The following is a 2,367-nucleotide window of genomic DNA, read 5'->3' on the forward strand; positions in this document are numbered from 1 at the left end:
GCGTGCTGAGCCTGGTTTTAAAAGGCGATAAAATTTGCATGAACGGCGCGTGCGACGACGAGCTCGTTTTCAATAAAAAATTCTTTGGCGCCGAGCATTACCGCGGACTTCTGGGCGAAATCCTAGACGGCAAGCCGATCTTTGGCGGCAGCGACGCAGGCGAGCGCCGTTGCCTAGTGCAAAACCTACAAAATGGCTCTATCGATTATAAGGTTTGCCGCGACAAGGACGGTGGCGGAAGATCTATAAGCTTCGCCGACGCAAAACGCGGCGTAAAAATCAAAATCCGCGAGCTGCAGTAAAATTTCGCGCTAGCCGCGAGCAATATTTGTAGCACGTGAAATTCAATTTCGTGGGCGGCGCGAGCAAATCGCGAACGAGTAAAATTTCGCGCGGTGCGTTCTTGTAAGTGCGCGGAAATAATGCGCTTCGGTCGCCGTTTCAAAACACGGCGCGAGAGATCAAAATTCCATTACTCGGCTGGGTAATTTTCAGCTTGCGCAAATGGCGCGGTTTTATTGGCGCTCTGCGCTGGCTCTTTGCGGCGAAATTTACCAAACAGCGCGTATGTGCGAAAGAAAAAACGCGCATTTAAATTTAAAAAGCCGCGCGCGGCCAGAGTTAATAAAATTTTGCCGCGCGCGGCGTAAAATAAAATTTAGGAGGTAAAATGAAGCGGATCGGAGCGCACGTGAGTGCTAGCGGCGGGGTTTCTAACGCGCCGCTAAACGCCGCAAAGATCGGGGCGGACGCGTTTGCGATGTTCGTCAAAAATCAGCGCAGATGGGACGCGCCGCCGCTTAGCGCGGAGGAGATCGCCGCATTTAAAGACGCGCTGAGGCAAAGCGGCATCAGCGCGGAGCATGTCTTGGTGCACGACAGCTACCTCATAAATTTGGGCCATCCGCGCGAGGCAGAGCGCGAGAAGTCCCTAAACGCCTTCGTGGACGAGATCCGCCGCTGCGAGGCGCTCGGGCTTAAACTTTTGAACTTTCATCCAGGCTCGCATCTAAATGAAATTTCAACTCAAGTGTGCCTGGATAATATCGCAGGATCGCTAAATTTCGCCATCGCAAACACCGCAGGCGTCAAGCTCGTGCTCGAAAACACCGCGGGCCAGGGCTCCAATCTCGGCTATGATTTCGCTCAGCTCGCTTACGTGATCGACAAAATTTCAAACAAAGATCGCATCGGCGTCTGTATCGATACCTGTCACGCGTTCGCCGCAGGATACGACCTCCGCAGCCCACAGGCCTACGAGCGCACAATGAGCGAGTTTGACCGCGCGATCGGCTATAAATTTTTAAGCGGCATGCACCTAAACGACACGAAAAACGAGCTTAGCGTGCGTAAGGATCGGCACGAGAGCCTCGGACGCGGATTTTTGGGGCTCGCGGCGTTTGAAAACATCATGAACGACCCGAACATCGATGAGATCCCGCTGATTTTAGAAACGATCGACGATAGCCTCTGGGCGGAGGAGATCACACTTTTGCGCAGTATGCAAGGGCGTCGTAAAGCCTAATCGGGCGCCTTTTGCGCCACGTAGAATTTATCTCATTTCGCTTTAAAGTGGCGCCAGCGATAAGAGCCTTATGCCGTGCAAATTTAACATCGTGGGATTTATCGCTTAAATTTTAACAAGCAAAAATAATGAGGAACTTCGCGCTAAAAATTCTGCGCCGTAAAAAGTCGCGAAATTCTACGACGAAAACACATCGTCATAGCAAAAGAGAAAAATTTTTATAGAAAAACACAGCGCCCCGGCAGAAATGAAAAATTTTACGCTGCATAATTAAAATTTTCAAGCAAGATTTTTAAAGCGATGCGGCGGCAAATTTTAAAATTCTATCGCTACGATATTTCAAGGCTCAGCGCCAGATTCGAAGCTCTAGGAATTTTAAAATTCTAAATTCCATATCAAAAAATTGGCGCGGAGCTTTATACGCGCGACTGCGTAAATTCCAATCTTGCAATTCTACTTTCGTCCGATCCGTGCAGAGGCGAAGCGCATAAGATTTCATAAATTCTAACTTAAAATTTTGCTGCGTGCCAATCTATGCTTTTAGCACGCATTTGCTTATGACAAATCTGCCTCTTTATTTTAGCGCTTTGCTTGCGCTAAAATCTATGCAGGATCCGTGTAAATTTACGTTAAATTCTGCCGCACATCGCCCGATTAATTTAAAATTCTATCGTCGCTTTAAATTTGCTTGCGTTTTAAATTTAAACGCGGCGGATTTTAATCCGCAGCCGACGCGTATTGTACCGACCGCGGCTCGGCGTGCTATTTTAGTAGCTCATACATATCACAGGATTCTTTATATATTTCCGACTCTCGCAAAATAAGATCGTCTTTGCATGTAT

At 48.3% G+C, this 2,367-nt stretch carries 1 protein-coding gene and 1 pseudogene; both read left to right on the forward strand.

Annotation, left to right across the window (positions count from 1 at the left end; all coding sequences use genetic code 11):
• A pseudogene (locus Q0257_RS04100) lies at window positions 1–302 on the forward strand (hypothetical protein); the annotation flags it as partial.
• A 368-nt stretch (window positions 303–670) separates the two neighbouring features.
• Window positions 671–1,525 (forward strand): deoxyribonuclease IV, encoded by an 855-nt coding sequence (gene nfo, locus Q0257_RS04105; protein ID WP_298021889.1) that lies wholly within the window; start codon window positions 671–673, stop codon window positions 1,523–1,525.
• Window positions 1,526–2,367 lie beyond the last annotated feature (842 nt).

Source organism: uncultured Campylobacter sp. (genome assembly GCF_938018035.1).
Lineage (GTDB): Bacteria > Campylobacterota > Campylobacteria > Campylobacterales > Campylobacteraceae > Campylobacter_B.

Coding starts and splice junctions, on each gene's coding strand:
- nfo (WP_298021889.1), top strand. CDS start 671: ATGAAGCGGATCGGAGCGCACGTGAGTGCTAGCGGCGGGGTTTCTAAC.